Source organism: Stenotrophomonas sp. AN71, assembly GCF_050435725.1.
Classification (GTDB): Bacteria; Pseudomonadota; Gammaproteobacteria; order Xanthomonadales; family Xanthomonadaceae; genus Stenotrophomonas.
The window spans coordinates 214,224-237,510 of record NZ_JBNDKU010000007.1; the positions used below are offsets into that span (position 1 = coordinate 214,224).

Genomic DNA, 23,287 nt, shown 5'->3' on the forward strand with positions numbered 1-23,287 from the left:
CCCAGGCGCATGCGCCGGGCCCACCAGGGTGACACCATGAAATTCTCCGAAAACTGGCTGCGCAGCCACGTCCCGACCCGCGCTTCGCGCGATGAACTGAGTGCGGTGCTGACCGCCATCGGCCTGGAAGTGGAAGAGGTGACCGCGCTCGGCGAAGGCCTCGATCACGTGGTCGTGGCACGCATCGTCGAGGCCGTGCGCCATCCCGAGGCCGATCGCCTGCAGGTGTGCAGGGTCGATGCCGGGCAGGGTGAGCTGCTGCAGATCGTCTGTGGTGCGCCGAACGCGCGCCCGGGTCTGGTTGCGCCGCTGGCGATGGTGGGGGCGCAGATCGGCGAGCTGAAGATCAAGCCGGCCAAGCTGCGCGGCGTCGAGTCCAACGGCATGCTCTGCTCAGCCAAGGAGCTGGGCCTGGACAATGATGCCTCCGGCCTGCTGGAACTGCCGGACGACGCACCGATCGGCCAGACCCTGGTCGAGTACCTGGGCCTGCCGGACGCCAGCATCGAGATCAAGCTGACCCCGAACCGCGCTGATTGCTTCAGCCTGCGCGGCATCGCCTACGACGTCGCTGCGGCCACCCGCAGCGAAGTGCTGGAATTCGCCGCCGATGCCATTGCGCCGGTCGGCAGCCGTGCGCTGTCCATCCAGCTCGACGCCGGCGCCGAAGCGCCGCGTTACCTGGGCCGTGTCATCGAGGGCGTCAACGCCGCGGCCAAGACCCCGCTGTGGATGGCCGAACGCCTGCGCCGCAGTGGCGTGCGTCCGGTCTCGCTGCTGGTCGACATCACCCAGTACGTGATGCTGGAGCTGGGCCAGCCGATGCACGCCTACGACCTCGGCACCCTGCAGGGCAGCATCGCGGTGCGCCGTTCACGTGCCGGCGAGACCCTGAAGCTGCTGGACGGTCGCGATGCCACGCTGGATGACAGCTTCCTGGTCGTCACCGATGCCGACCGTGCCGTCGGCCTGGCCGGCCTGATGGGCGGCTTCGATACGCGTGTCACTGATACCACCACCGCCGTGTTCCTGGAGGCCGCGCACTTCGCGCCGGCCGCGATCATGGGCCGGGGCCGCAAGCTGGGCCTGCACACCGATGCCGGCCATCGCTTCGAGCGTGGCGTCGACCCGGCACTGCCGCGCACCGCCATCGAATACGCCACCCGCCTGGTGCTGGATCTGGCCGGTGGTACCCCGGCGCCGGTCACCGAGGCCGTGCGCTCCGATGACCTGCCGCAGCCGGCAACGATCGTACTGCGCCGCGCGCGCATCACCCGCGTGCTGGGCATCACCATCGACGACGCCGAAGTCGAGCGCATCCTGCGCGCGCTGGGCATGGTCGTGGTCGCCAGTGCCGACGGCTGGCAGGTGGCTGCGCCGAGCCGCCGCTTCGACATTGCCATCGAGGAAGACCTGATCGAGGAGCTGGCTCGTATCCATGGTTACGAGCAGATTCCGACCACGCTGCCGGGTGGTGCCTCGCGCGTGGCGATGCCGAGCGAGACCCAGCTGGACGCGCTGAGCGTGCGTCGCCAGCTGGTCGCCCGTGACCAGCAGGAAACCGTCAATTTCGCCTTCGTCGACGATGCGCTGCTGGCCCAGTGGCAGCTGCGCGACGGCCTGGTGCCGCTGGCCAACCCGCTGTCGGCGGAACTGGCCGTGATGCGTCCGTCGCTGCTGCCGGGCCTGGTTGCCACGCTGGGCCGCAATGCTGCCCGTCAGCTTGGCCGCGTGCGCCTGTTCGAGATCGGCCGGGTGTTCGCCCAGCAGGCCGGCGACGCGTCGCTCGGCGAAAGCCGGCCGGCACCGCTGGAAACCCTGCGCGTGGCTGCCGCGGTCTGTGGCGAAGCGCAGGCGGTGCAGTGGGGCCTGCCGACCCGCAAGGTCGATTTCCATGACCTCAAGGGCGACCTGGAGTCGTTGGCCGCCGCCAGTGGCGCGCAACTGGAGTTCCGTCCGTCGGTCCGTGCCTACGGCCACCCGGCGCGTTCGGCCGAGGTGTTCCGCGACGGCGTGGCGATCGGCTGGATCGGCCAGGTCCATCCTCGCCTGACCAGGGCGATGGAGATCGAGGCCGATGTCTATGCCTTCGAGCTGGACCTGGAGCCGCTGACCGCCCGCCGCCTGCCGCGTGCCGGCGAGCTGTCGCGCTTCCCGGCGGTACGCCGCGACCTGGCGTTCCTGGTACCTGAGCAGGTGGCCTGGGCCGACCTGGCGGCCACCGTCCGCCAGGCTGCCGGCCCGCTGCTGCGCGACCTGAACCTGTTCGATCGCTATGTCGGCCAGGGCGTCGAGCCGGGATTCAAGAGTCTCGCTATGGGCTTGATTTTGCAGGACAAGTCGCGCACTCTGACGGACCGCGACGTGGATGCGGTGGTGGCCGAGGCGGTCACTGCCATCGAGCGTGAACACCACGCCCGGATCCGCGGCTGAGCGGGCAGCACTCGGGGGTAGCAGGCAATGGCATTGACCAAGGCGGAGATGGCGGAAAAGCTGTTCGACGAAGTCGGTCTGAACAAGCGGGAAGCCAAGGAATTCGTCGACGCGTTTTTCGATGTGCTGCGTGAAGCATTGGAACAGGGACGTCAGGTGAAGCTGTCGGGCTTCGGTAATTTCGATCTGCGGCGCAAGAACCAGCGCCCGGGTCGCAACCCCAAGACCGGCGAGGAAATTCCGATTTCCGCCCGTACGGTGGTCACCTTCCGTCCGGGCCAGAAGCTCAAGGAGAGGGTGGAAGCTTATGCTGGATCCGGGCAGTAACCGCGAACTACCGCCGATCCCGGCCAAGCGCTACTTCACCATCGGTGAGGTCAGCGAGCTGTGCGACGTCAAGCCGCACGTCCTGCGCTACTGGGAAACCGAGTTTCCCAGCCTTGAGCCGGCCAAGCGCCGAGGCAACCGCCGTTACTATCAGCGCCATGATGTGCTGATGGTGCGGCAGATCCGCAGCCTGCTGTACGAACAGGGCTACACCATTGGTGGAGCACGCCTGCGCCTGGATGGTCCCGATGCCCGCGAGGAATCGGCGCTGAGCAACCAGATCATCAAGCAGGTGCGCATGGAGCTGGAAGAAGTGCTGCAGTTGTTGCGCCGCTGATCCCATTTCCATCGTAATCCGCTATACTTCACGGCCCGCCGCACTGGCGGGCACATCGCAGCATCAGTCGGGGCGTAGCGCAGCCTGGTAGCGCATCTGCCTGGGGGGCAGAGGGTCGTCGGTTCGAATCCGGCCGTCCCGACCACTGTGATGAATCAAAGAGCCCGCGCAGCAATGCGTGGGCTTTTTTGTGCGTGCGGTCGTTGGCGATCATGGGGCGACGGCAAAGCGGTAGATCCGTTCCGGATCGCCCTCGTCCAGGCCATGCACGATGCCGCTGCCGATGAAGCCGATGGCATGGAGCAGGCGCTGCATGCCAACGTTGGATGCGTTGGTCGAAGTGAACAGCTTGCCGTGCCCGTGCAGGGCGATCGCGTGACGCAGCAACCCACCACCAATGCCCTGGCCAAGCTGTGCGGGCGCCACCATCAGCATTTCGATGAAGGCTTCGCCGAAGAAATGGTGATGGATGACCATGTAACCGACAGCCGCTTCGTTCCGCTCGGCGACATGCACGCCGCCGGCTGCCAGCCATCGGGTGATCTGCCATGTCCGCCGGGGATCGTCGCGCGCCACGCTGTCGAGTGCGATAAGTGCGGCGATGTCGGTGGGCGCGGCGTCGCGGATGCGCAGCATCGTGGCGGGAAGAGCAGGTGGCACCTTCAGGCACTCCTGGAACAGATGGGCCCAGTCTATCCGCCTCGCCGGCCGTGACCGCTGACACGCCGCAGCCAGCGCGTGGCCGGCAGTCAATACACCCGGAACTCGGCGCGGCAGCCATCGCTGACCCATACGCCGCGACGATCCCAGCCCCAGTTGCGGTCCTCGATGCAGGGAGTTGCCGACTTCTGCTTGATCAGGCGCACGTCGCGGCGAACGCGGATGCGGCACTCCTTGTCCTTCTGCTCGTACGACTCGCAGACCAGGCGCTCGCCATCGTCGTCACGGTCACGCCCGCGTCCTGGCCAGCGTCCGCGCCCATGCTCGTCGGCAACGAACTCCGCTCGGCAGCCATCGGTGACCCAGAGCACGCGCCGGCCCTGGCCCCAGTTCTGGTCCTCCACGCAACGAGTGACCGAAAGCTGCTTGGCCAGGCGCATGCGACCTTCGATCGGGCACTGTTGGGGCTTGTTGAACTGCGATTCGCAGCGCAGCGGAGAACTGTGATCGCTGTCGTAATCCTGAGCCGCCACTGTGGTGGCGGCCAGCAGCAGGGCCACGCTGGCGGTGGTGATCGAAAACAGCAGGCGATGGGTCATGGGGAGCCTCAGCAGGGGAGCGGGTGGCAAGAATGGACCAGCCCGAGGCCCTCGGAACGGACCGTTCCGGCACTGGCTCAGTGGGGATTTAGTAGTGCGCACGGGCCCATGCAGAGGCTTACATCCCGTATCATCGCTGCACATCCGATCGCATCGGCTTACACCTTCTTACATGCCTCCCGCGCTTGTCGGCGCAGCCTGTGGCTGCCGTCACTGGCGTGCAGTGAGCGGGTGGAGGAGGATGCGCGGACCACGACGACCACAGGGGGTTGCGTTGATCAGCAGTATCGTCATTCATCGCTCGGCTGGCACAGAGGCCGGGCAGGTGCGTGTCCTGGACACCACGTTCAAGGGCAAGCATGTGTTCATTGCCTGGGGTCTGCGCGGGCCGGAGCTGGCGCGCAGCGCGGACCCGGCGGCCACCGTGGCCGCGCGCAAGGCGTTGCATGCCGTGGCGGGGCACAGCGAAGGGCCGCGCAGCCCGGAAGTATTCATTGCCAACCAGTCGGCGGTGGCGATCACCGTCTATCGGCTGCTGACCGAGGCGCGTTCGGGCGATGCCATCTTCTTCCTGTGTGATTCGCAGGCGGTGGTCGAGTGGCTGATCACTGCGCTGGAAGTGCAGGGCACGGACTGAGTCCTTGCCGCGTCAGGCCAGGGCCGCGTCCACCGCAGCGAGTGCATGCAGGGTGGTGGTGTCGAACAGCGGCACAGCACTGTCCTCGGGGCGCACCAGCAGCATGATTTCAGTGCAGCCGAGGATGATCGCCTCGGCGCCACGTGCCACCAGGCGTGCGATCACGTCGGCATAGACCTGCCGCGACGTTTCGCTGACCACACCGGCAATCAGTTCCTGGTAGATGATGTCGTGCACGCAGCGGCGATCATCGGCATCTGGGACCAGTACCTCCAGCCCGAAGCGCTGCTCCAACCGGTCACGGTAGAACGTCTGTTCCATGGTGAAGGCGGTGCCGAGCAGGCCCACTCTGCGGATGCCGGCCTGCACGATGGCAGTGGCGGTCGGGTCGGCGATATGCAGCAACGGCAGCGGGCATTCCGCTTCGATGCGGTCGGCCAGCGTGTGCATGGTATTGGTGCAGATCAACAGCAGCTCGGCGCCGCCGGCCTGCAACCGGCGTGCGGCATCCACCATGAGCTGGCCCAGCGCATCCCAGTCGCCGTCGTGCTGCAGTTGCTTGATGCCGGCAAAGTCCACCGACCACAGCAGCAGCTGCGCCGAATGCGCGCCACCGAGCTGATTCCGTACCGCTTCGTTGATGAGCCGGTAGTACTGCGCCGAACTCTCCCAGCTCATGCCGCCGATCAGGCCCAGGGTCTTCATGCTCTGCTCCATGCCATGGGGGGTCATTGCAGCACAGGATGGCGGCCGGGGGGAGCGGATCGACCCGGCACGCGCACGGCGCGATAATGCCCCATCAACTGCGGAAGGCCAGGTAATGGGCGAGTGTTGCGGCTGTGGCAAGACCCTGGACGTGGCGGCGATGCAGGCCCGTCACCGGCGCGTGCTGTGGATCGTGCTGCTGGTGAACCTGGCGACTTTCGCGATGATGGTCGCCGCGGCGTGGTACAGCCATTCGTCCTCGCTGTTGTCTGGCGCGCTGGACAACCTCGGCGATGCGGCGACCTATGCGTTGAGCCTGGCTGTGGTCGGCGCTGGCCTGGTGGCGAAAGCGCGGGTGGCGCTGTTCAAGGGCCTGCTGATCCTGGCCGCAGCGCTGGCGGTGGCGATGCAGATCGGTTGGCGACTGCTGCACCCGGAGGTGCCGCTGTTCGCCAGCATGGGCCTGGCAGCGCTGCTCAACCTGGCCGCCAATGCGTTGTGCCTATGGCTGCTGACGCCGTATCGCAACGACGACATCAATCTGGCGTCGGCCTGGGAATGCTCGCGCAACGATCTCTACGAGGGCGTATCGGTGCTGCTGGCAGCCGGGCTGGTGGCGCTGTTCGGTGCTGGCTGGCCGGACCTGCTGGTGGCCGGCGCGCTGCTGGTGCTTTTCCTGCGTTCGGCACTGCGGGTGCTGCGTACGGCCTGGACCGAACTGCGCAGTGCACGCCTGGCGGCCCGCTGAGCGGGAATCTGTAACCGTTGCATCCGTGGCGCGCTGTATGTGCCACGTTCGATCGGTGCCCCCTATGCTGGTGCCGTCTTCTGAAGTGGATTTCGACATGGCCCTGCATACCTGGTGGTGGTTCCTGGCCACGGTTTTTGTGCTGTGCGGAACGCCCGGGCCGAACATGCTGCATATCCTCGGTCGCAGCGTCGGGCTGGGCTTCCGAGGCAGCCTGCCGGCGATGGCGGGCTGCCTGCTGGCGATGCTGCTGGTGCTGGCCGCATCGGCGGCAGGGCTGAGCGCGCTGCTGCACTCCTCGCCGATGCTGTTCGAGGTGTTGCGCTATGTGGGCGTGGCTTACCTGGCGTGGCTCGGCATCAAGGCCTGGCGCGACAGCTGCCGCCCTGCCTCCACGGTGGCCAGCGACGCCGAGCCGCCGCTGGCCCCGATGCATGGCGCAGGCGCGGTGTTCCGCGGTGGTCTGTGGGTCGGCCTGAGCAATCCCAAACTGCTGCTGTTCGCCGCAGCGTTCCTGCCGCAGTTCGTCGATCCGTCGCGGGGCCAGGCCGTGCAGTACAGCGTGCTGGTGGTGACCTTCGCTGCCTGCGAGCTGTTCTGGTACGTGATGTATGCGGCGGGCGGGCATGGCCTGCGTCGCTGGCTGGCCAAGCCGTTCGCGCAGCGCTGGTTCGAGCGGCTGGTGGGCAGCGTGTTCCTGGCATTCGCGGTCGCTCTGCTGCGCTTCCGCCCGCGCTGATTCACGCCGCACACGCGGCCTGTTCACGAGCGCCGCATCGGCGGCGGCCTAGCCTGATCACACCGTTTGCATTCCCTGCGGGGAAAGGATCGACATGATCAAGTGGGCCATCATCTTCGCCATCATCGGCGTCATCGCAGGCGTACTAGGCTTTGGCGGCATCGCCGGTGCCGCAGTAGGCATCGCCAAGTTCCTGTTCTGGGCCGGCATCATCATCGCCGTGGTGCTGTTCCTGATCGGCATGAGCGTGGCGAAGAAGGTCAGCTAGCGTGCGCCGCGCAGCAGCGCGCTCAGTGCGCGCTGCTGCGCGAGAACAGGTTGATCACCAGCACGCCGGCACAGATCAGGCCGATGCCGATCAGCGCCGGGGCATCCAGGCGCTGCTTGAACACCGTCAGGCCGATCAGTGAGATCAGCACGATGCCGACACCGGACCAGATCGCGTAGGCGATGCCGGTCGGAATCGACTTCATCGTCACCGACAGCAGATAGAAGCACAGCCCATACCCGACCAGCGCGCCCAGGGTCGGCGCCCACCGGCTCATGCCGTCGGAGGCCTTCAGCAGCGAGGTGGCGATCACTTCCAGCACGATGGCGGCGGCGAGATAGACATAGGGATTCATCGCGGGCTCCAGGCTACAACGGGTCGCACAGCTTCAGGGCCTGCTCGGCCATGGCCAGTGCATTGAGGCGCTCTTCCTCGTCCAACGGGCGACCGTAGGCGGTAGCCCAGTAGCCATCGGCGGCGCAGCGCGCCGCATACAGGCGAGGATCAAGGGCTTCGCCGGGGAATTCGGCCAGCATCGCGCGCTTCCAGCTACGCCAGTGCGCGAGCAGGGCTGGCTCCATCAGGCTGCCCAGGGTCAGGCCGATGTCGTTGTCCTGTTCCTGCTGCAGCAGATGCTCGAAGTTGGCCCGCACGTAGGCGCGGCTGAAGCAGCCATGTCCCGGCGTGACCACCTGCAGCAGGGCGCGCACGCGTGCTTCGAACTCGCCGATCAGGGCGCCGACGGCGGCGTCGACCAGCGCCTGTTTGCTGCTGAAATGGTGGAACAGGGCGCCCTTGCTGACCCCTGCCGCACGAGCGACGTCCTGCACGGTCAGTGCTGCCAGCCCGTGCTGGCCGATGACTTCAACGGTGGCCTGCAGCAGCGACTGACGCACGCTGTCGGGCGCCTTGCGGCGCGAGCGGGGAGGGGGTGCGGACATGATGGAAAGAAACCGACTGGACGGTACGATTGTAGCGCAGCCGAACCGCATTCCCAGCGAGACTGCCGGCCTGCGCCGGCGGTGATCGGTTCAATCGTCGATGCGTGCGAAGCGTGGCTGCGGGCCGTGCGCGCCAGCGACCTGCTCGACGAACATCGGGTACGGGCGGACCCACAGACCGCCTTCGCCGTACAGGGCGCGATACAGCACCATCGGCTGCAGCGTCTCGCTGCTGCGGACGATATCGACCACCTCGTATTCGCCGCCCTTGAAGTGGCGGTAGCGGCCACGCGCGAGGTCGGGCAGGGGGCTCAGCTCAGCCATGACCGATCGTGCTCACTTGCGTGCCGGGCTGGCAGGCGTGGCGCAGTAAGCGTCGATGGCCTCGGCGGTGTTGGCCAGGCCCTGCGCCTGCGCCAGTTCCCACGGGCGCTCACAGCGCTGGCTGTGCTCGCACCACTGGTAGCCCGCCGAGCCGATGCAGCCGTGCGCGTCGCGATCACCGCCTACCCTCTGCGGGGTGGCCGATGACGCACTGGCATCGGCGCGCGCAGTCGCTTTGTCCGGGCTGGCGCACGCGGCCAGGACCAGCAGGGCTGGAATCAGAAGAAGGGCTTTCATCGGGCTGGCTCCGTGCCTAAAGCGGCAGTTTGCTTCGCAGCTGCCACGGCAGCAAGCACTCAATGCACGGCGGCGCGGATCAATTCTTCGATCAGCACCAGATAGCTGGCCACGAAGTAGAACTTCAGCAACGCCCAGCGCTGCTGTGAGAAGAAGGTGCGCATGTGGAAGGGGCCCCTGTTGATGACGATAGTGTGAAGCCGAGCTGACTCCGTGACAAGGATCACTAAATGAAAAGGCTAAATGGGCTCAGGGATGTGAGGGAGACAGCGACTGACCGGATGCTGCGGCATTTTCGTACAAGTCTGATAGGCCATCCCCGAGGCGCTCGCTAGCCTGATGGTGTACCGGCACGCGCCCCTTCCGCCTGCCGTCACCACTTCCTTCCCCCCGCAGGAGCCCCCAATGGTCATCACCGTTCAATGCAACGCCCAGCGCTGGTCCGTGCTGCATCCGCAGGCACGCGACGCCACCCGCTATGCCCGTGGTGCCGACGCTTTCGATGCCGCCGCCGCGCTGGCGCTGGAACACCATCGCCGTACCGGCCAGCGCAGCACGGTGCGCGTCGAGGCGCTCGGCAGCACGGTGGACGCCCTGCACGTCGGAGAGTGACGTCAGTCAGCCACGGTTGTGAAGTTTGAATGGGGAAAAACCGTCGTTGCGCGCCCCTCTGTGCGGCGCGCCGCGAATCCCGGATGCTTGCGCCATCGTATTCATCTGGAGATCTCGATGGGCAAGGCACTCCCCTGGCGCACCCTGGCCTGCACCCTGTTGCCGATGCTGGCGGCCGCAGGCGGCGCCCAGGCGCAGAGCTACGGCTACGGTTATGACGATGACCGCTACGGTGGCCGCGATGGCAGCGGTATCGTGCGTTGTGAGTCGGTCAAGAACCGCAGCAATGAGTGCCGCCTGGAGGGCCGGGCGCGGTTGATCCGGCAACTGTCCGGCTCGCCGTGTGTGGAGGGCGAAACCTGGGGCCAGTCGCGCAGCGGCGTGTGGGTCACCCAGGGCTGCCGTGCCGAGTTCGTCGGTGAATACCGCCGTGGCGGCGGCTGGGGCAACGGTGGTGGCTGGGGGAACGGCAACGGGTGGGGTGGTGGCGATGTGGTCACCTGTCACTCCAATGGCCATCGCCAGGAATACTGCGATGCGCGCATCCGTCGTGGCGTGCGCATGATCCGCCAGGACTCGCGCAGCGCCTGCATCGAGGGCCAGACCTGGGGGTGGGACCGCCGCGGCATCTGGGTCAGTGACGGTTGCCGGGCCCAGTTCCAGGTGAACTGAGCCGTTCGGAGTTGTCCGTGAAAATCAGAATAATCTGATACAGCTCACATTTTGAACGCCGTATCGTCTGCAATCAGGGCGCCCTGCGTGCCCTGATTCCTCGCGATGTCGCCCGGGACCGGTCCGACATCACGCCGCCATCGATACGCTGCCTCAAGGAGTGAGCTGCATGTTGATCCGCCTGCAATGCGAACAACGCCAATGGCGTGTGCTGCATCCGGATAGGCCGGAGCCGATCGAGTTCCGCGATGGCGCTCGCGCCTACGATTTCGCCGAGACCCTGGCCCGCCTGCATTTTGTCGATACCGGGCAGCGCGCCGCAGTGCGCGTGGAGGCCAGTGGCGCATTCGTCGAAGCGGTGAGCTACGGCTGAGTGCGGTGTGCCGCCTGTTGAGACGAGACGGCGAGCCGCATCATCCACGCATGGCGTGGATCTACTGGGAGTGCTTCATCCGCGCCTGATGTGGGCGAATCCACGCATGGCGTGGATCTACTGGGGGGCTTCATCCGCGCCTGAGGTGGGCGAATCCACGCATGGCGTGGATCCACCGGGAGTGCCTCAGCTCGCTGCACTCAATGGCGGGGTCCCTGCGGCCAGCTGCGGCCAGCGCTTGAGCACCGCCGCGCGGATGCCGGCCGCATCGATGCCGGCTTCGGCCAGCAGGTCTTCGCGGCTGGCATGGTGCTGGTAACTGTCGGGCAGGCCCAGGTGCAGGATCGGGCGCAACACGCCTTCGGCGTTGAGCAGTTCGCCGACGCCGGAACCGGCACCTCCGGCCACCACGTTGTCTTCGATCGTCACCAGGCCGTCGTGCTGGGCGGCCATGGCCAGTACCAACTCGCGGTCCAGCGGCTTGATGAAGCGCATGTTGACCACGCTCAGGCCCAGTTCGCGGCCGACCTGCTCGGCGGCGGCCACGGTGCTGCCGAAGGCGAGCAGGGCGATGCGGCTGCCCTGCAGGCGCAGCTCGCCCTTGCCGATCGGCAGCGTGGAGAGATCGCTGCCGGCGGCAACGCCGGTACCGGTACCACGCGGATAGCGCACGGCGGCCGGGCCGGGGTGCTGCAGGCCGGTGCTGAGCATCTGCCGGCATTCGGCTTCATTGGACGGTGCCATCACCACCAGGTTCGGTACGCAGCGCAGGAAGCTCATGTCGAGATTGCCGGCATGGGTCGCGCCATCCGGGCCGACTACGCCGGCGCGGTCGATCGCGAACAGCACGTCCAGATCCTGGATCGCCACGTCATGCACCAGTTGGTCGTACGCGCGCTGCAGGAAGGTGGAATAGATCGCCACCACCGGCTTGCCGCCCTGGGTGGCCATGCCGGCGGCGAGGGTGACCGCATGCTGCTCGGCGATCGCCACATCGAAATAGCGCTGCGGGTACTCCCTGCTGAAACGGACCAGGCCGGAGCCTTCGCGCATCGCCGGGGTGATGCCGTACAGGCGCGGCTCGGCGGCGGCTGCATCGCACAACCAGTCGCCGAACACATCGGTGTAAGTCGGCTTCTTGGCACCGGCCTTGGCCACCAGGCCCTTGTCCGGATCGAACGGTCCTACCGCGTGGTACCCGATCTGGTCGCCTTCGGCCGGCTCGTAGCCCTTGCCCTTGGTGGTCATCACGTGCAGCAGCTTCGGGCCCTTGGAGGCGCGCAGCGTCTTCAGCGTGGACAGCAGGGCGGGCATGTCATGGCCGTCGATCGGGCCGGTGTAATGGAAGCCCATTTCCTCGAACATCGTGGACGGCACGAACATGCCCTTCCAGTGTTCTTCCCAGCGCTTCACGAAGCGTGCCGGATTGTTCTTCTTGTCACCGAGGATCTTCTTGCCGCCTTCGCGCAGCGCGTTGAGCGTGCGGCTACCGGTGGCGCGGCCGAGCATCTTGGTCAGGCCGCCGACCGCCTCGGAAATCGACATGTTGTTGTCGTTGAGGATCACCAGCAGGTTCGGCTCCGGCTCCATGCCGCCGGCGTGCATCAGCGCCTCGAAGGCCATGCCGGCGGTCATCGCGCCGTCACCGATCACCGCCACGATCTTGCGATCGTCGCCTTCGGACTGGCGGGCGATGGCCATGCCGAGTGCAGCCGAGATCGAGGTGGAGGAGTGGCCGACACCGAACGTGTCGTACTCGCTTTCCTCGCGCTTCGGGAACGGCGCCACGCCGTCCTTCTGCTTGACGGTATGGATCTCGTCGCGGCGGCCGGTCAGGATCTTGTGCGGGTAGGTCTGGTGACCGACATCCCAGACCAGCTGGTCGTGCGGTGTCTGGTACAGGTAGTGCAGGGCCACGGTGAGTTCGATCACGCCCAGGCCGGCGGCGAAGTGGCCGCCGCTCTTGCCCACCGATTCGATGAGGTAGGCGCGCAGTTCGTCGGCGACCGCCCTCATTTCGGATTCGTCGAATGTGCGCAGGTCATCCGGTGTCTGGATGCGCGCGAGGCGGGGATAGCGGGCAGAGTCGATCATCATGTTCGCACTTGTTCTGAACGCCCATTTTCGCCCTCAAACGGGGGTGGGGCAAGCAAACGCCGCCGCCCGTGACAGGACGGTGAGGGTTGCATTTTCGGGCGTTCAGGTGCTCAGTTTGGAGCGCTTTGGCAGTTGCGCCTTCAGGAAGGCCATCTGGTCGGCCAGGATGTTGCGGTTGGACAGGATCAGGTGCTCGATCCAGCTGGGCCGGTAGGGCACCGCCAGCAGTGGCATTCCGGCCTGCTGCGGGGTGCGGTCGCTCTTGCGCGAGTTGCAGTGGAAGCAGGCGGTGACCACGTTTTCCCAGCAGTCCAGGCCGCCCTTGGACAACGGCATGACATGGTCGCGGGTGAGCGTGGGCCGACCGAACTGCTGCCCGCAGTACATGCACAGGTGGGCGTCGCGCGCGAACAGGGCCGGATTGGTCAGGTTCGGCGTCGGGTCGATCGCGCGGGAGCGGGCGTGGCCGCGCGCGGCGATGATCGGATGCAGGTCCATGCCGCTCTGCAGGCCGCTGAAGCGGTTGGTGCCGCCATGGATGTGCAGGCAGGGATCGCCGAGGGTCCAGGCCACCGCTTCACGGGCGTATAGACAGGCCGCGTCCTGCCAGGTGATCCAGTCCAGTACGCGTCCGTGGGCATCCAGCGAGAGCAGCCGGACCGAACCGGGGCGATGCAGCGTCGTGGCGTTGGGCGATGCTTCGGCGCCCGGAGCAGAAATCGGAGCTCCGGCTTCGATCAGACCCAAGCGTGTAGTGTCTGTCTCCATCGGGAGAACAGCTTATACCTGAATGTTGACGATTTGTGTATCGCCTGTCGGCGATACGCAAATCGCAAGGATTCAGGTCCGCGCATTCTTCCTATTCCCCGCGCCTTCGGCGCGCCCCCTTTAACAAAAGGGGGCTTTTCTCCAGAGGGATTGCCGCGGGCTGCCAGGTCGGGGGCGGATCCCTTTACCGCAGGGAAAAAGGCTCTGCCCCCGGCTGCGCGACCCCGTATCCACGCATGGCGTGGATCTATCAGGGCCCGGCTCAGGCGCCGAAGCGCTCGTCGTCCATCGCCATCAGCGGGGCGGCGCCGGCCTGGATCGCGGCGGCGTGGCTGAGCGTGCGCGGCAGCACACGGGCGAAGTAGAAGCGGGCGGTCTCGCGCTTGCCCTGGGCGAAGGCGGCGCCGTGCGCGCTGGCATCGGCGGCGGCCACGCTGCGTGCCCACCAGTAGGCCAGCACCACGTAGCCGGAATAGAACAGGTAGTCGTAGCTGGCCGCGCCCAGTTCGTCCGGGTTGCTGGCCGCGCGCTGAAGTACGTCCATGGTCAGCTTGCCCCATTCGGCGGCCTTGGCGCGCAGCGGGGCGATGAACTCGGCCATGGCTTCGTTGCCTTCGTTCGCTTTGGCGAAGGCCTCGATCTCGGCCAGCATCAGCTTCAGGCCGGCGCCCTGGCTGGACGCGGTCTTGCGGCCGATCAGGTCCAGTGCCTGGATGCCGGTGGTGCCTTCATACAGCGTGGTGATGCGGGCGTCGCGGGCCAGCTGTTCCATGCCGTGCTCGCGGATGTAGCCGTGGCCACCGAAACACTGCAGCGCGTTGTAGGTATTCTCGATACCCCATTCGGTCTGGCAGGCCTTGGAGATCGGGGTCAGGAAGCTCACCAGGGTGTCGGCGCGCTCACGCTCGGCGGCGTCCTCGGCGTGATGCGCGACGTCGATCAGGGTGGCGGCGTGCAGCGCCAGCAGGCGGCTGCCTTCCACCAGTGACTTGATGGTCAGCAGCATGCGGCGCACATCCGGATGGACCAGGATCGGGTCGGCCGGCTTGTCCGGGAACTTGGCGCCGCTGAGCGAGCGCGACTGCAGGCGCTCACGGCTGTACTTCAGCGCGTTCTGGTAGGCGCGCTCGGACAGGCCGATGCCCTGCAGGCCGACGCCCAGGCGCGCGGTGTTCATCATGGTGAACATTGCCTGCAGGCCTTTGTGCGGCTGGCCGACCAGGTAGCCCTGCGCACCATCGAAATTCATCACGCAGGTGACCGAACCCTTGATGCCCATCTTGTGCTCGATCGAGCCGCAGCGCAGCGCGTTGCGTTCGCCGACGTTGCCCTCGCGGTCGACCTTGAACTTGGGCGTGACGAACAGCGAGATGCCCTTGGCGCCGGCAGGGGCGTCGGGCAGCTTGGCCAGCACCAGGTGCACGATGTTGCCGGTGAGGTCGTGCTCGCCGGCGGTGATGAAGATCTTGGTGCCGGTGATCGAGTAGCTGCCATCGGCGTTCGGTTCGGCCTTGGTCTTGAGCAGGCCCAGGTCGGTACCGCAATGCGGCTCGGTCAGGCACATCGTGCCGGTCCAGCGGCCTTCGATCAGCGGCTTCAGGAAGGCTTCGTGCTGCCAGGCTTCACCGTGCTGCTTCAATGCTTCGATGGCGCCGTGCGAGAGCAGCGGGAAGTTGCCCCACGCCAGGTTGGCGGCGTTGATCATTTCGTTCAGCGGCACGCCCAGCGTGTGCGGCAGGCCCTGGCCGCCCAGCTCCGGCGAGGCGGTCAGGCCGGTCCAGCCGCCGTCGACGAACTGGTCGTAGGCTTGCTTGAAGCCGGGCGGGGTGGTCACTTCACCGGTGGCCTGGTCGAGCACGCAGCCGATCTCATCGCCGACGCTGTTGAGCGGAGCCAGCACGGCGGCACTGAAGCGGCCGGCTTCTTCCAGCACGGCATCGACCACGTCGGCGGTGGCGTCGGTGAAGCCCAGGCGAGCGAACAGGGGTTCGACCTTGAGCACGTCGTGCAGGCCGAAACGGAGGTCGGAAAGCGGTGCGGTGTAGCTGCTCATCGGTACGTCTCGATTTGATCAGGGACAGGGGGAGCGGCGCGATGCGCCGCAGCGGAAAGCGGAGGTCAGCGCAGCACGCCCGGCAGGCCCGGGGCCTGGTTGAGGGTGCTGCGGCTGCTGATGTCGAAGCTGCGCTGCTTCTTCTCCTGCGGCGTGGCCGCCACCGAACCCTTCAGGCCATAGGCCAGGGTGCGGTTGCCAGCCAGAGCGTCGGCGACCACCAGGCGGGCGGCCGAGCTGGGCACGAGCTCGACATTGATGACGTCGGCGGAGGTGCCGCCGATGGAGATGCCGGGCCGGGTCTGCAGGGTGCCGGCCTCGGCGTCGCCGACGGTCAGCGCCAGCGAGACGTCATCGAAGGTCATCGGCATCGAACTGTAGTTCTGCAGGCGCAGGGCCACGGTCCAGTTGCCGTCGGCGCGTACGGTGAGCTGCTGCAGGCTGGCCGCCGGTTCCGAAACGCGCTTGACGATGCCGTTGTTGCAGGCAACAAGGGCGAGGGTGCACAGGACGATCAAGGCGATACGGACACGGTGGAGCATGGGCGCAAGTCCTCTCATGGGGTGCGTTGGGGTAAGCATACTACGGCGTATGGTTGTATGGATCGCCTGTGGCGACCCGTCGCAGAGGGTAGCGCGTGAAGATGGCGGCCGGGCATGGCTGGCGCCGGATCGAGCGCGCACGGTGCGCCGGATGCGCGGCGGTTCAGTCGGCGGGTGTATCTCGCAGCGGGGCCATCAGGCGTAGCGGGGCGAGGTCGTAACCCATGGCTTCGGCCTTCGCCTTCAGCTGGTCGAACTGGTGGCGATCCATCTCCGGCAGGCGCGAGAGGATCCACAGGTACTTGCGGCCCGGTTCGCCGACCAGTGCCCATTGATAGTCCGGGTCCAGTGCCAGCACCCAGTAGTCGGCCCAGACCAGGGGTGCCCAGCTCAGCCAGTCCGGTACGAAGCGCACCTGCAGCTGGCCAGGATGACCGGCCACCGGGCGCGCCACGCCTTCGGCGACCACGCGCTCGCCGTCGCGGTTGCGGCAGGCATTGGTGACGGTGATGCGGCCGTCGCGGCGCAGCCCGTAATTGGCAGTGATCTCGCCCACGCACTGTTTCTGGAACGACACCGGAAGGTGTGCGATCTCGTGCCACTGGCCGGCATAGCGGTCGATGTCCAGGCTGTCCACTGCGCGTACCGGGCCGGCGCCGAGCGCCGGGGTGGCAGCCAGCAGCAGGCAGGTGAGCAGGGCGGGGCGCAGGTGCATCGGCGGGCTCCAGGCAGGACGCTTGAGCGTAGGTGCCGGAACGCATGCGGGTGTAAATGTTTCGTCAACCGGGCGCAGGGGCGTGATGTGGACGAAATGCGCAGGCAAAAAAAAGACCTGCATTTCTGCAGGTCTCGAAAAATGGTGGCCGAAGACGGAATCGAACCGCCGACACGGGGATTTTCAATCCCCTGCTCTACCAACTGAGCTACTCGGCCAAATTGTGTGGCAACCGCGGTGGGCGCGGTTTCCGGAAAAAAAAGACCTGCATTTCTGCAGGCCTTCGAAAGTGGTGGCCGAAGACGGAATCGAACCGCCGACACGGGGATTTTCAATCCCCTGCTCTACCAACTGAGCTACTCGGCCACATGTTTCGTTGCAGCGAGGTCGCTGCCAAGGAGGCGTATATTACGGAGGTCGGTTGCCTTCGGCAAGCGTTTTGGCAAAAAACCTTCACATTGCCGTCTGCGCATGTGCAAGTGCTTGATCCTCCATCGCGGGAGGGGCGAGGCCAGGGGGGTGTCCGTCTGGCGGGCCAGCAGCAATGCCTCCATCGACACCCGTGGCGGAAATCAGTGGGCCGCTGTGATCGGCAAAGCCGCAGCGGCAAGGCCTGCGTGTGCCCTGCGCCGATGCAGGCCATGGAACGCTGTTTTCGTGGCGGTCACGAGGGCTCGCTGCGGCGTAGTGTCGGCGTTCCTTTCCTGATGCTGGCAACAGCAGAGTCCGTCGCCATGTCCGAGTCTCCGACCACGTCCCGCATCGTGCTGGCCTCGCGTCCACAGGGTGCGCCCAACGCAGCCAACTTCCGCCTGGAGCAGGCCGCGCTGCCCGCATTGGCTCCGGGCGACGTGCTGCTGCGCAACCGCTATCTTTCGCTCGACCCCTATATGCGCGGGCGCATGGATGATGGCCCCTCGTATGCCGCGCCAGTGGCGGTGGGCGCGGTGATGGAGGGCCAGACCGTGGCGGAGGTGCTGCAGTCGAAGGCCGATGGTGTGTCGGCGGGTGAGCTGGTGCTGGCCCCGGGGGGGTGGCAGACCCACGCGGTACTCCCGGCCACGGCGCTGGGTCGCCGCCTCGACCCGGCGGGCCTGCCATTGAGCACGGCATTGGGTGTGTACGGCATGCCGGGCTTCACGGCGTATTCGAGCCTGCATGAAATCGCCCGACTGAAGCCGGGAGAGACGCTGGTGGTGGCCGCCGCGACCGGTCCGGTGGGCGCAACCGTCGCGCAGCTGGCGAAGCTGCAGGGCGCGCGCGTGGTCGCCATCGCCGGAGGTGAATCCAAGCGGGCCTATCTGCAGACGCTGGGCGTGGACGTGGCACTGGATCATCGTGCGGCCGACTTCGCCACACAGCTGCGCGCGGCTGTGCCCGATGGCATCGACGTGTACTTCGAGAACGTGGGCGGCCACGTGCTGGATGCGGTGCTGCCGCTGCTCAACGACTTTGCCCGCATTCCGGTGTGCGGCACCATCGCCACCTACAACGAGCGCGGTGTTGAACAGCCCGGTCCGGACCGCCTGCCGGCACTGTTCAGCCAGATCCTGCGCCAGCGCCTGACCGTGCGCGGTTTCATCGTGCATGACTTCAACCATCTGTGGCCGGCCTTCGAGCGGGAGATGCCGCAGTGGTTGCGCGAGGGTCGCATCCAGTATCGCGAGGATGTGGTGGAAGGATTGGAAAACGCGCCGGAGGCCTTCTTCGGGCTGTTGAAGGGGCACAACTTCGGCAAGCTGGTGGTGAAGCTGGATTGAGCGTTCGCCGGGCATGGCCCGGCACTACCGCAGCGTGTGCCGACCAAGGCCGGCCGTCACCGGTAGGTCAGCCGTTGGCGGCTTCTTCCCGGCGCAGCAGTTCGCGCTTTCGTGCCACGCCCCAGGCGTAGCCGGACAGGTCGCCGTCGCGGCGCACCACCCGGTGGCAAGGCACCGCCACCGCCAGCGGGTTGCTCGCGCACGCTCGTGCCACTGCGCGGCTCGACCGGGGGGCGCCGATGCGCGCGGCAATATCGGCATACGACGCGGTCTGCCCGCGCGGAATCTGCTGCAGTGCCTGCCACACCCGTTGCTGGAAGGCGGTGCCACGGATATCCAGCGGCAGCGTGGCGCCGCGCGAGGGATCTTCGACTAGCCCCACCACCTGCGCCACCAGGTGTTCATAGCCACTGTCGGCACCGACCAGCTCGGCTTGGCGGAAGCGCTGCTGCAGCGACTGCAGCAGCGCCTCCGGGTCGTCGCCGAGCAGGATCGCAACGACACCGGTTGCGCTGTTGGCGACCAGCACGCTGCCCAGCGAACTTTCGGCGATGGCGAAGTGGATGACCTCACCCCGCCCGCCGGCACGCCACTGCTTGGGTGTCATGCCCAGCAGCCGTGGTGCGTTCTCGTAGAAGCGCCCGCTGGAGCCAAAGCCGGCGTCGTGGAAGGCGTCGGTGATGCGTTCCGACTGTTGCAGTCCCGTGCGCAGGCGGTCGGCACGCAGCGCGGCGGCGTACTGTTTCGGGGTCAGTCCGGTAGCCTGTTTGAACAGGCGGTGCAGCCGGGTCGGGCTGCAGCCGGCGATGTCGGCCAGTTCCTGCAGCGAAGGCTCGTCGAGGCTGGCCTGCAGGTGGCGGCAGACCCGTTCGACGCGGGCATCAAGGGCGGTGGTGGCGGTGCTGTCCATGGCCGGATTCTGGCACGCGCCCGGGCCCGGGAAACTCCGTTTCCTGCACCGCGCGGACAAGGCCCGGAAACGGAGTGTTGGCCGGTCAGGGGCGCGGCATGGTGGCGGCCACTTCACAACCAGTGCCACGACCATGCGCCTGAACAACAAGATCGCCCTCATCACCGGTGCCAGCGCCGGCATCGGCCGCGCCAGTGCGCTGCGCTTCGCCGCCGAAGGGGCAAAGCTGGTGCTCAATGCGCGGCGGCCGCAGCCGTTGCACGAACTGGCTGAGCAGATCCGCGCTGCCGGTGGCAACGTGGTGGTGCATGCCGCCGACGTGGCTGATCCGGACACCGCACCGGCGCTGGTGGAACTGGCCCAGCGGACATTCGGTGGGTTGGACATCGCACTCAACAACGCCGGCATGCTCGGCCCCGGCATGCCGGTGGCGGAGTTCCCGGTGGATGCGTGGCGCGAGGTGATGACTACCAATCTCGATGCGGCCTTCCACGCCGCGCGCGCTCAGTTGCCGGCCCTGTTGGCGCGTGGCGGTGGTTCGCTGGTGTTCGTCGGAACCTTCGTTGGCCACACCGTCGGCTTCCCGGGCATGGCGGCCTACGCGTCGAGCAAGGCGGGGTTGATCGGCCTGAGCCAGGTGATCGCCGCCGAATACGGTGCGCGCGGCGTGCGCAGCAATGTGCTGCTGCCGGGAGGCACTGATACCGAGATGGGCCGACAGGCCGCACCCAGTGGCGACGCGCGCGATTTCGTGCGCTCGCTGCACGCGCTCAAGCGCATGGCCGAGCCGGAAGAGATCGCCAATGCCGCGTTGTTCCTGGCCAGCGATGAAAGCAGTTTCGTGACCGGGACTGCAATGCGTGTGGAGGGTGGGGTGTCGATCACCCGCACCTGAGCGGCATTGCAGACACGCCGCCTGTCAGAGGCGATGGTGGGCTCAAGGAGCGAAGCGCAGCTGGCGGGCATCGCTGACCCTGATGTGGGTCTGGTAGTAATACTTCCTGCTCTGGCGGCCCGCCGAATCGAAGAAGGCGATGCGCACGCGCCGCGCGGTCCCGTTTACCAGCAGGTGCCGGTCCTGCAGGCGCTCCAGCTTCAGGCCGAGATGCTCTTCCAGCTCCGGGCGCAGGGTTGCATCGATGTCGAGGGTGATGTTGAGCGGATGCCGGTAATCACGCTCGCTGTTCAGATAGAGGTGACCGTCTTCCGTGCCGAGTGCCTGCACTGTCAGTGCGAAGGTGCCTGTGATGCCGGCGGTGGGATCATCCTGCGCTGCGCGCACCGCCTGATCGTTGCCGAAGTAGCCGGGCGCGGTGGCCGGCCGGTCGCCCAGGTGATGGGCGCAGCCGCCGGAGAGCAGCAGGGACATCAACAGCAACAAGCGGAACATGGCGCATCCTTGTGCGGAGATCGGGTGCCGATTGTGGACATGCTGCGATGACCGGGACAAGTCGGGCGCCTCCGTTCGTGCACATCGTGATCGCATCGCGCCGACCGCGGCGTTACCCACACTGCGTCAGTCTGGGCGCCCAAGCCGTTGCGAGCAGAAGCGATGAACGACAAGAGCACACCGTCCCCGAGCGAGATCCGCCAAGGCAGCCAGGAAAGCCGTCAGGACAGGAAGCAGGACGATGTGGCAAAGCAACGCCCGGGGCAGCGCGATCAACAGGTGCGCGATGCGCATTCGCGCAGCCCGCAACGCAAGGATGGCGGCCAGGAGCCTGCCTGAGGCGGAACCCGGAAAAGAAAAAACCCGCAGATCGCGGCGATCTGCGGGTTCTTCCGGATAGTGGTGGAGCCAAGGAGGATCGAACTCCTGACCTCGTCATTGCGAACGACGCGCTCTCCCAGCTGAGCTATGGCCCCACGGCAGGGCTTCAGTGTAGCGCTGCCCGCCGGGGTTGCCAAGCGCAGGGCAGGGACGGCGGCAGGGCGGTGTCCGCTGCCGTCCCCGGCCGGTTCAGGACAGGGCCACGCGCAGCAGGGCGCCTGCGCGCTGGACCGCCACGTTGGTGGCGGCGCTGACCGTCTGCAGGTGGATGCAGGCATGGATCATCCCGGGCAGCCGCTCCAGCATGCAGTCGATGCCGGTCGCCTGCAGTCGTTGTGCGTACTGCTCGGCCTCATCACGCAGCGGGTCGTGCTCGCAGCTGAGGAGGGAGGCGGGCGCCAGCCCATGCAGATCGGTCGCGTGGGCCGGCGAGGCCAGTGCCGGCGGTGTGGCCGGATCACCGAGATAGGCCTGCCAGCAGCGCTGCATCAGCTCGGCGCTCAGGTAGTAGCCACTGCCGTACTCGCGATAGGAGTCGCTGTCCATGCCGGCATCCAGTGCCGGGTACAGCAGCAATTGGTGGCGTGGCTGTGGCAGGCCGAGATCGCGCAGCAGCAGGCAGCAGGCGGCGGCCAGATTGCCACCGGCGCTGTCTCCGCCGATGGCCAATCGTTGCGGATCCAGTCCCAGCTGTCCCGCGTTGGCCTGCAGCCACGACCAGGCGTCGGTAACGTCGTGCAGCGGTACCGGGAACGGGTGTTCCGGCGCCAGCCGGTATCCCACGGCGACAATCACGCAACCACTGGCATTGGCCAGTGCGCGGCAGGGGCCGTCGTAGACCGCCAGCGAACATTGGAACCAGCCGCCGCCGTGCGCGAACAGCAGGGCCGACGCCGGGCCATCGGGCAGCCCTTCCGGTGTGTAGAGGCGGACCTCCAACGCATGCCCGTCGCGTGCGATCACCGTGTGTTCGACTACATGCGCGACCTGCTGGGGTGCGCCCTGCAGCTGCGGCAATACGGTCTCGCTGATCGCGCGCAGCTCGCGCAGGTCATCCGGCAGCGGATGGGCGGCGATCGCATCAACAAACTGCTGCAGTGCCGGTTCAAGCGGCATGGCGCGCCTCCTCCAGGAACGGCAGCAGCTGTGCCAGGAACGCCTGTGGTGCCTCTTCCATGATGAAGTGGCCGCAGCCGGGCACGATGCTGCCGCGCACGTTGTCAGCATGCGGCTGCAGGGTCAGCATCGGTGCATCGCCGGTGGCGTGCTCGGCGCCGATCGCCAGCACCGGCATCGACAGCCGGCGCTGTGCACGTTCCTTGTTCTGGCGGATGGTTTCCGGAATCGCACGGTACCAAGCGAAGCCTGCCCGCAGTGCGCCGGGACGGCTGTAGGCGGCGATATAGGTGTCGGCGGCCACTGCGTCGCGGCGGTAGGACCAACGGTCGAACATGAACTCCAGGTAGGCCCGTTCGCGCCCGCTGATCAACGCCTCGGGCAGGTCGGCGACCTGATTGAACATGAAGTGCCACAGGAAGATGTTGTCGGCCGGCGCGGCGAAAATGCCCGGCTCGGGGGCAAGGCCTGGAATGACGGCTTCGGTGACGGCCAGTTGGCGCACCGCCTGCGGTTGGTCGCTGGCCAGCGCGTAGGCGATCCACATGCCGATGTCATGGCCGACCACCTGGTAGTGGGCGTGTCCCAGCGCCAGCATGGTCTGGTGCAGGACCGCGGCGGCGCTGCCGGTGTCGTAACCGTGGGCGGGGCGGTCGGATTCGCCGATACCTGGCGGATCCACCGCAATGGCTTCGAAGCCGGCCTCGGCCAGAGCGCGCAGCACGTGGCGCCATGCGTACCAGGTCTGCGGCCAGCCGGGAATCAGCAGCACCGGCTCGCCCTGGCCGGCGGATACGCAATGCACGCGCTGGCCATCGATGCGCAGATAATGGTGGCGCAGGGCGTCGTCGCCGGCAGCGCCGGCGGGAAGGGATGTCGTCAT

Annotated in this window: 29 protein-coding genes and 4 tRNA genes; 14 read left to right on the forward strand and 19 right to left on the reverse strand. The window is 66.9% G+C overall.

The features are described 5' to 3' along the window. Positions 1 to 36: 36 nt before the first annotated feature. From pheT to ABH900_RS13190, 4 genes are all read left to right on the forward strand, one after another. A complete protein-coding gene (pheT, locus tag ABH900_RS13175; protein ID WP_429623365.1) occupies positions 37 to 2,433 on the forward strand; it encodes a phenylalanine--tRNA ligase subunit beta in 2,397 nt (798 codons plus the stop codon). 27 nt (positions 2,434 to 2,460) lie between these two features. Further along, entirely contained in the window at positions 2,461 to 2,760 is a 300-nt protein-coding gene (locus tag ABH900_RS13180) for an integration host factor subunit alpha (protein WP_005410432.1), read from the forward strand. Beyond that, positions 2,741 to 3,097, forward strand: coding sequence for a MerR family transcriptional regulator (locus tag ABH900_RS13185; protein ID WP_005410431.1), 357 nt, complete (start codon positions 2,741 to 2,743; stop codon positions 3,095 to 3,097). Before ABH900_RS13180 ends, ABH900_RS13185 begins: the two co-directional genes overlap by 20 nt. 68 nt (positions 3,098 to 3,165) lie before the next feature. Next, a tRNA-Pro gene (locus ABH900_RS13190) sits at positions 3,166 to 3,242 on the forward strand. A 65-nt stretch (positions 3,243 to 3,307) separates the two neighbouring features. Here the strand turns inward: ABH900_RS13190 and ABH900_RS13195 are convergent. Next, complete coding sequence (locus ABH900_RS13195) at positions 3,308 to 3,733, reverse strand: GNAT family N-acetyltransferase (protein WP_429623412.1); 426 nt, start codon at positions 3,731 to 3,733, stop codon at positions 3,308 to 3,310. Between the two features lie 113 nt (positions 3,734 to 3,846). Beyond that, positions 3,847 to 4,356 (reverse strand): DUF3011 domain-containing protein, encoded by a 510-nt coding sequence (locus ABH900_RS13200; RefSeq protein WP_429623366.1) that lies wholly within the window; start codon positions 4,354 to 4,356, stop codon positions 3,847 to 3,849. Between the two features lie 241 nt (positions 4,357 to 4,597). Here ABH900_RS13200 and ABH900_RS13205 point away from each other — a divergent pair, with 241 nt between their 5' ends. Next, the gene (locus ABH900_RS13205) at positions 4,598 to 4,993 is read left to right on the forward strand and encodes a hypothetical protein (RefSeq protein WP_429623368.1); all 396 of its coding nucleotides are present in this window, start codon (positions 4,598 to 4,600) and stop codon (positions 4,991 to 4,993) included. Positions 4,994 to 5,005: 12 nt separating this feature from the next. On the opposite strand, the gene ABH900_RS13210 is transcribed toward ABH900_RS13205, so the two are convergent. Further along, positions 5,006 to 5,698 (reverse strand): aspartate/glutamate racemase family protein, encoded by a 693-nt coding sequence (locus ABH900_RS13210; RefSeq protein WP_429623369.1) that lies wholly within the window; start codon positions 5,696 to 5,698, stop codon positions 5,006 to 5,008. A gap of 115 nt (positions 5,699 to 5,813) precedes the next feature. On the opposite strand from ABH900_RS13210, the gene ABH900_RS13215 reads away from it, so the two are divergent. From ABH900_RS13215 to ABH900_RS13225, 3 genes are all read left to right on the forward strand, one after another. Continuing rightward, positions 5,814 to 6,446, forward strand: coding sequence for a cation transporter (locus ABH900_RS13215; protein ID WP_429623370.1), 633 nt, complete (start codon positions 5,814 to 5,816; stop codon positions 6,444 to 6,446). A 97-nt stretch (positions 6,447 to 6,543) separates the two neighbouring features. Beyond that, a complete protein-coding gene (locus ABH900_RS13220; protein WP_429623372.1) occupies positions 6,544 to 7,185 on the forward strand; it encodes a LysE family translocator in 642 nt (213 codons plus the stop codon). A gap of 94 nt (positions 7,186 to 7,279) precedes the next feature. Continuing rightward, positions 7,280 to 7,453, forward strand: coding sequence for a DUF1328 domain-containing protein (locus tag ABH900_RS13225; RefSeq protein ID WP_429623374.1), 174 nt, complete (start codon positions 7,280 to 7,282; stop codon positions 7,451 to 7,453). Between the two features lie 22 nt (positions 7,454 to 7,475). On the opposite strand, the gene ABH900_RS13230 is transcribed toward ABH900_RS13225, so the two are convergent. The 4 genes from ABH900_RS13230 to ABH900_RS13245 all read right to left on the reverse strand — a co-directional run bounded on the left by ABH900_RS13230 (position 7,476) and on the right by ABH900_RS13245 (position 9,015). Beyond that, on the reverse strand, positions 7,476 to 7,808 hold the full coding sequence (locus tag ABH900_RS13230) for an SMR family transporter (RefSeq protein WP_429623376.1): 333 nt from the start codon (positions 7,806 to 7,808) through the stop codon (positions 7,476 to 7,478). 13 nt (positions 7,809 to 7,821) lie between these two features. Further along, positions 7,822 to 8,394, reverse strand: coding sequence for a TetR/AcrR family transcriptional regulator (locus ABH900_RS13235; RefSeq protein ID WP_429623377.1), 573 nt, complete (start codon positions 8,392 to 8,394; stop codon positions 7,822 to 7,824). Positions 8,395 to 8,484: 90 nt separating this feature from the next. Next, positions 8,485 to 8,718, reverse strand: coding sequence for a DUF1653 domain-containing protein (locus tag ABH900_RS13240; RefSeq protein ID WP_429623378.1), 234 nt, complete (start codon positions 8,716 to 8,718; stop codon positions 8,485 to 8,487). A 12-nt stretch (positions 8,719 to 8,730) separates the two neighbouring features. Continuing rightward, entirely contained in the window at positions 8,731 to 9,015 is a 285-nt protein-coding gene (locus ABH900_RS13245) for a hypothetical protein (protein WP_429623379.1), read from the reverse strand. A 405-nt stretch (positions 9,016 to 9,420) separates the two neighbouring features. Between ABH900_RS13245 and ABH900_RS13250 the strand changes: the two genes are divergently transcribed. From ABH900_RS13250 to ABH900_RS13260, 3 genes are all read left to right on the forward strand, one after another. Next, positions 9,421 to 9,627 (forward strand): hypothetical protein, encoded by a 207-nt coding sequence (locus ABH900_RS13250; protein ID WP_429623381.1) that lies wholly within the window; start codon positions 9,421 to 9,423, stop codon positions 9,625 to 9,627. Between the two features lie 117 nt (positions 9,628 to 9,744). Beyond that, positions 9,745 to 10,299: a DUF3011 domain-containing protein gene (locus ABH900_RS13255; RefSeq protein ID WP_429623382.1), complete on the forward strand. Its 555-nt coding sequence runs from the start codon at positions 9,745 to 9,747 to the stop codon at positions 10,297 to 10,299. Between the two features lie 169 nt (positions 10,300 to 10,468). Beyond that, positions 10,469 to 10,672, forward strand: coding sequence for a hypothetical protein (locus ABH900_RS13260; protein ID WP_005417823.1), 204 nt, complete (start codon positions 10,469 to 10,471; stop codon positions 10,670 to 10,672). Positions 10,673 to 10,858: 186 nt separating this feature from the next. Here ABH900_RS13260 and dxs read toward each other — a convergent pair whose 3' ends face one another. From dxs to ABH900_RS13295, 7 genes are all read right to left on the reverse strand, one after another. Continuing rightward, positions 10,859 to 12,766, reverse strand: coding sequence for a 1-deoxy-D-xylulose-5-phosphate synthase (gene dxs, locus ABH900_RS13265; protein ID WP_429623414.1), 1,908 nt, complete (start codon positions 12,764 to 12,766; stop codon positions 10,859 to 10,861). 105 nt (positions 12,767 to 12,871) lie between these two features. Further along, positions 12,872 to 13,537: an HNH endonuclease gene (locus tag ABH900_RS13270; protein WP_046985953.1), complete on the reverse strand. Its 666-nt coding sequence runs from the start codon at positions 13,535 to 13,537 to the stop codon at positions 12,872 to 12,874. 262 nt (positions 13,538 to 13,799) lie between these two features. Continuing rightward, entirely contained in the window at positions 13,800 to 15,590 is a 1,791-nt protein-coding gene (locus ABH900_RS13275; protein ID WP_429623384.1) for an acyl-CoA dehydrogenase C-terminal domain-containing protein, read from the reverse strand. Positions 15,591 to 15,655: 65 nt separating this feature from the next. Further along, complete coding sequence (locus ABH900_RS13280; protein ID WP_429623385.1) at positions 15,656 to 16,132, reverse strand: LEA type 2 family protein; 477 nt, start codon at positions 16,130 to 16,132, stop codon at positions 15,656 to 15,658. A gap of 163 nt (positions 16,133 to 16,295) precedes the next feature. After that, entirely contained in the window at positions 16,296 to 16,847 is a 552-nt protein-coding gene (locus ABH900_RS13285) for a lipocalin family protein (protein ID WP_429623387.1), read from the reverse strand. A gap of 142 nt (positions 16,848 to 16,989) precedes the next feature. Next, positions 16,990 to 17,065 (reverse strand) — tRNA-Phe (locus ABH900_RS13290). Between the two features lie 72 nt (positions 17,066 to 17,137). Next, a tRNA-Phe gene (locus ABH900_RS13295) sits at positions 17,138 to 17,213 on the reverse strand. A gap of 368 nt (positions 17,214 to 17,581) precedes the next feature. On the opposite strand from ABH900_RS13295, the gene ABH900_RS13300 reads away from it, so the two are divergent. Further along, positions 17,582 to 18,607, forward strand: coding sequence for an NADP-dependent oxidoreductase (locus ABH900_RS13300; protein ID WP_429623388.1), 1,026 nt, complete (start codon positions 17,582 to 17,584; stop codon positions 18,605 to 18,607). Positions 18,608 to 18,674: 67 nt separating this feature from the next. Here the strand turns inward: ABH900_RS13300 and ABH900_RS13305 are convergent, their stop codons facing one another. Further along, positions 18,675 to 19,517, reverse strand: coding sequence for a bifunctional transcriptional activator/DNA repair enzyme AdaA (locus ABH900_RS13305; protein WP_429623389.1), 843 nt, complete (start codon positions 19,515 to 19,517; stop codon positions 18,675 to 18,677). A gap of 133 nt (positions 19,518 to 19,650) precedes the next feature. Between ABH900_RS13305 and ABH900_RS13310 the strand changes: the two genes are divergently transcribed. Further along, complete coding sequence (locus ABH900_RS13310; RefSeq protein WP_429623391.1) at positions 19,651 to 20,412, forward strand: SDR family oxidoreductase; 762 nt, start codon at positions 19,651 to 19,653, stop codon at positions 20,410 to 20,412. A 42-nt stretch (positions 20,413 to 20,454) separates the two neighbouring features. Here ABH900_RS13310 and ABH900_RS13315 read toward each other — a convergent pair whose 3' ends face one another. Next, positions 20,455 to 20,907, reverse strand: coding sequence for a hypothetical protein (locus tag ABH900_RS13315; protein WP_429623393.1), 453 nt, complete (start codon positions 20,905 to 20,907; stop codon positions 20,455 to 20,457). Positions 20,908 to 21,069: 162 nt separating this feature from the next. Between ABH900_RS13315 and ABH900_RS13320 the strand changes: the two genes are divergently transcribed. Continuing rightward, positions 21,070 to 21,246: a hypothetical protein gene (locus tag ABH900_RS13320; protein ID WP_429623394.1), complete on the forward strand. Its 177-nt coding sequence runs from the start codon at positions 21,070 to 21,072 to the stop codon at positions 21,244 to 21,246. 61 nt (positions 21,247 to 21,307) lie between these two features. On the opposite strand, the gene ABH900_RS13325 is transcribed toward ABH900_RS13320, so the two are convergent. From ABH900_RS13325 to ABH900_RS13335, 3 genes are all read right to left on the reverse strand, one after another. Then, positions 21,308 to 21,383: transfer RNA gene (locus tag ABH900_RS13325), tRNA-Ala, on the reverse strand. A 94-nt stretch (positions 21,384 to 21,477) separates the two neighbouring features. Beyond that, a complete protein-coding gene (locus ABH900_RS13330; RefSeq protein ID WP_429623395.1) occupies positions 21,478 to 22,404 on the reverse strand; it encodes an alpha/beta hydrolase in 927 nt (308 codons plus the stop codon). Further along, the gene (locus ABH900_RS13335) at positions 22,394 to 23,287 is read right to left on the reverse strand and encodes an alpha/beta fold hydrolase (RefSeq protein ID WP_429623396.1); all 894 of its coding nucleotides are present in this window, start codon (positions 23,285 to 23,287) and stop codon (positions 22,394 to 22,396) included. The genes ABH900_RS13330 and ABH900_RS13335 overlap by 11 nt, the downstream gene beginning before the upstream one ends.

Bases quoted from the DNA above. Each gene is read 5' to 3' on its own strand.
- dxs (WP_429623414.1), bottom strand. From the start codon at position 12,766: ATGATCGACTCTGCCCGCTATCCCCGCCTCGCGCGCATCCAGACACCG.
- ABH900_RS13185 (WP_005410431.1), top strand. From the start codon at position 2,741: ATGCTGGATCCGGGCAGTAACCGCGAACTACCGCCGATCCCGGCCAAG.
- ABH900_RS13220 (WP_429623372.1), top strand. From the start codon at position 6,544: ATGGCCCTGCATACCTGGTGGTGGTTCCTGGCCACGGTTTTTGTGCTG.
- ABH900_RS13330 (WP_429623395.1), bottom strand. From the start codon at position 22,404: ATGCCGCTTGAACCGGCACTGCAGCAGTTTGTTGATGCGATCGCCGCC.
- ABH900_RS13205 (WP_429623368.1), top strand. From the start codon at position 4,598: ATGCGCGGACCACGACGACCACAGGGGGTTGCGTTGATCAGCAGTATC.
- pheT (WP_429623365.1), top strand. From the start codon at position 37: ATGAAATTCTCCGAAAACTGGCTGCGCAGCCACGTCCCGACCCGCGCT.
- ABH900_RS13300 (WP_429623388.1), top strand. From the start codon at position 17,582: ATGTCCGAGTCTCCGACCACGTCCCGCATCGTGCTGGCCTCGCGTCCA.
- ABH900_RS13210 (WP_429623369.1), bottom strand. From the start codon at position 5,698: ATGAAGACCCTGGGCCTGATCGGCGGCATGAGCTGGGAGAGTTCGGCG.
- ABH900_RS13280 (WP_429623385.1), bottom strand. From the start codon at position 16,132: ATGCTCCACCGTGTCCGTATCGCCTTGATCGTCCTGTGCACCCTCGCC.
- ABH900_RS13180 (WP_005410432.1), top strand. From the start codon at position 2,461: ATGGCATTGACCAAGGCGGAGATGGCGGAAAAGCTGTTCGACGAAGTC.
- ABH900_RS13225 (WP_429623374.1), top strand. From the start codon at position 7,280: ATGATCAAGTGGGCCATCATCTTCGCCATCATCGGCGTCATCGCAGGC.
- ABH900_RS13315 (WP_429623393.1), bottom strand. From the start codon at position 20,907: ATGTTCCGCTTGTTGCTGTTGATGTCCCTGCTGCTCTCCGGCGGCTGC.
- ABH900_RS13285 (WP_429623387.1), bottom strand. From the start codon at position 16,847: ATGCACCTGCGCCCCGCCCTGCTCACCTGCCTGCTGCTGGCTGCCACC.
- ABH900_RS13270 (WP_046985953.1), bottom strand. From the start codon at position 13,537: ATGGAGACAGACACTACACGCTTGGGTCTGATCGAAGCCGGAGCTCCG.
- ABH900_RS13305 (WP_429623389.1), bottom strand. From the start codon at position 19,517: ATGGACAGCACCGCCACCACCGCCCTTGATGCCCGCGTCGAACGGGTC.
- ABH900_RS13335 (WP_429623396.1), bottom strand. From the start codon at position 23,287: ATGACGACATCCCTTCCCGCCGGCGCTGCCGGCGACGACGCCCTGCGC.
- ABH900_RS13230 (WP_429623376.1), bottom strand. From the start codon at position 7,808: ATGAATCCCTATGTCTATCTCGCCGCCGCCATCGTGCTGGAAGTGATC.
- ABH900_RS13200 (WP_429623366.1), bottom strand. From the start codon at position 4,356: ATGACCCATCGCCTGCTGTTTTCGATCACCACCGCCAGCGTGGCCCTG.
- ABH900_RS13310 (WP_429623391.1), top strand. From the start codon at position 19,651: ATGCGCCTGAACAACAAGATCGCCCTCATCACCGGTGCCAGCGCCGGC.
- ABH900_RS13250 (WP_429623381.1), top strand. From the start codon at position 9,421: ATGGTCATCACCGTTCAATGCAACGCCCAGCGCTGGTCCGTGCTGCAT.
- ABH900_RS13255 (WP_429623382.1), top strand. From the start codon at position 9,745: ATGGGCAAGGCACTCCCCTGGCGCACCCTGGCCTGCACCCTGTTGCCG.
- ABH900_RS13195 (WP_429623412.1), bottom strand. From the start codon at position 3,733: ATGCTGCGCATCCGCGACGCCGCGCCCACCGACATCGCCGCACTTATC.
- ABH900_RS13240 (WP_429623378.1), bottom strand. From the start codon at position 8,718: ATGGCTGAGCTGAGCCCCCTGCCCGACCTCGCGCGTGGCCGCTACCGC.
- ABH900_RS13320 (WP_429623394.1), top strand. From the start codon at position 21,070: ATGAACGACAAGAGCACACCGTCCCCGAGCGAGATCCGCCAAGGCAGC.
- ABH900_RS13235 (WP_429623377.1), bottom strand. From the start codon at position 8,394: ATGTCCGCACCCCCTCCCCGCTCGCGCCGCAAGGCGCCCGACAGCGTG.
- ABH900_RS13245 (WP_429623379.1), bottom strand. From the start codon at position 9,015: ATGAAAGCCCTTCTTCTGATTCCAGCCCTGCTGGTCCTGGCCGCGTGC.
- ABH900_RS13215 (WP_429623370.1), top strand. From the start codon at position 5,814: ATGGGCGAGTGTTGCGGCTGTGGCAAGACCCTGGACGTGGCGGCGATG.
- ABH900_RS13275 (WP_429623384.1), bottom strand. From the start codon at position 15,590: ATGAGCAGCTACACCGCACCGCTTTCCGACCTCCGTTTCGGCCTGCAC.
- ABH900_RS13260 (WP_005417823.1), top strand. From the start codon at position 10,469: ATGTTGATCCGCCTGCAATGCGAACAACGCCAATGGCGTGTGCTGCAT.